This window comes from Brunnivagina elsteri CCALA 953 (assembly GCF_002289455.1).
GTDB classification, from domain to species: Bacteria; Cyanobacteriota; Cyanobacteriia; order Cyanobacteriales; family Nostocaceae; genus Brunnivagina; species Brunnivagina elsteri.
Genome location: NZ_NTFS01000754.1, coordinates 1 through 1,335, shown reverse-complemented (window position 1 = coordinate 1,335; position 1,335 = coordinate 1). Strand labels below are relative to the sequence as shown.

Genomic DNA, 1,335 nt, shown 5'->3' with positions numbered 1-1,335 from the left:
CAGGGTTAGCGCATCTCAAACCCTATTGACAGAAAGATTATGGAAGAGCCGCCATCAACACAGATACCATGTACCGATCATTCATTGCAGCTCGTCGTGATTTTTGACGAATACTGCGGTGAAAAGAGGATTCTCGCTCTAAGGCATTTAGAGCAATACGACGTAGTAAAGCAAAATTCTGTGGACTATGCAGAGAACGAATTCGAGATTCATCCTCATGAAAAGTGACATCCAATGTCCAGTGAACAGAGTTTTCTATTCCCCAATGTTGCCGAATTGCACTACCAATTTTGTTGGCATCACTGTCGAGACTGGTGATGTAGAATTGTACTTCTTGTGTGGTTTTGTTCCAATGCTGAATTGAACGTACTACCATGACTACTGTTTTCAATCCGATCCATAAATCTTGTTCATGAAGTCCAGGAAGTTTAGAGACTGGCACAGTGTAAACTGTACGCTTTTCGATGCGGTGATGTCCTTTTTCAATACGTTTACTAATACTCACATCCAGACCTTGAAATCCAATTGATAGGGAAGTATCAAACCAATGTTTGACTTGTTGGTGCAGCGTTGGATGATTATCTTTAAGACTCAAAATGTAATCAGAATCACCTTCTATAATTTTCTCGGCAATCAATTTCTGTGTACCCATTGCATCAATGGTGATTATGCAGCCAGATAAATCAAGCATGTCTAACAGCGCTGGAATTGCCGTGATTTCATTGGATTTAGAACTGACCTTCATTTGTCCCAAGACTAAGCGGTGTTCACTTGACCATGCACTAACTGTGTGTAAGGCTTTTAGTTTTAGTCCTCGGTCATATGAACCCCTATGAGTTTTGCCATCAATTGCGACTACTTCTACTCCCAACTTCTCAACCAGTGATTGTACCCATCGCTGAAAACATTGCTCAAATTCTTTAGGTTTAATCTTCTCAAACACTCTTCTAAATGTATCGGGACTGGGGATTCCAAATGGTAGTTCTAGAAATGTCTCCAACCATTCTTGTTTATTCAGTCCATACTCTTCAATGTCTTCCCACCCTTCAGCCCCTGCGATTACTGCCAAAATAGCTATGGTGATGATATCGGTGAGTAAATGTAATCTCGTTCTTTCCACTCTTGGGTCTTTTACTTGTGTGAAGTATTGCTGAAATTTATTAGTAATCTCAAAGCTATCTAAACTAGGTATGCAAGGTGTTTTGATTTTGCTCTTTTTATTCTTCTCAAATCCTATTAACATTATTTGCACCTAGCGACTACATGGATTAAATTTTACTTTACCTTGGATAGTGCCATTTTATTTCAACAAAGATTGCTTATAGGACTTACGCA

The 1,335-nt window shown here is 39.3% G+C and carries 1 protein-coding gene; it reads right to left on the bottom strand.

Going from position 1 to position 1,335, the window contains the following annotated elements:
• Window positions 1–37: 37 nt before the first annotated feature.
• Window positions 38–1,243, bottom strand: coding sequence for an ISAs1 family transposase (locus tag CK510_RS30460; RefSeq protein WP_095725133.1), 1,206 nt, complete (start codon window positions 1,241–1,243; stop codon window positions 38–40).
• Window positions 1,244–1,335: the final 92 nt, after the last annotated feature.

What these genes read in the sequence shown, in the direction of transcription:
- CK510_RS30460 (WP_095725133.1), bottom strand. Translation starts at nt 1,243, where the DNA reads ATGTTAATAGGATTTGAGAAGAATAAAAAGAGCAAAATCAAAACACCT.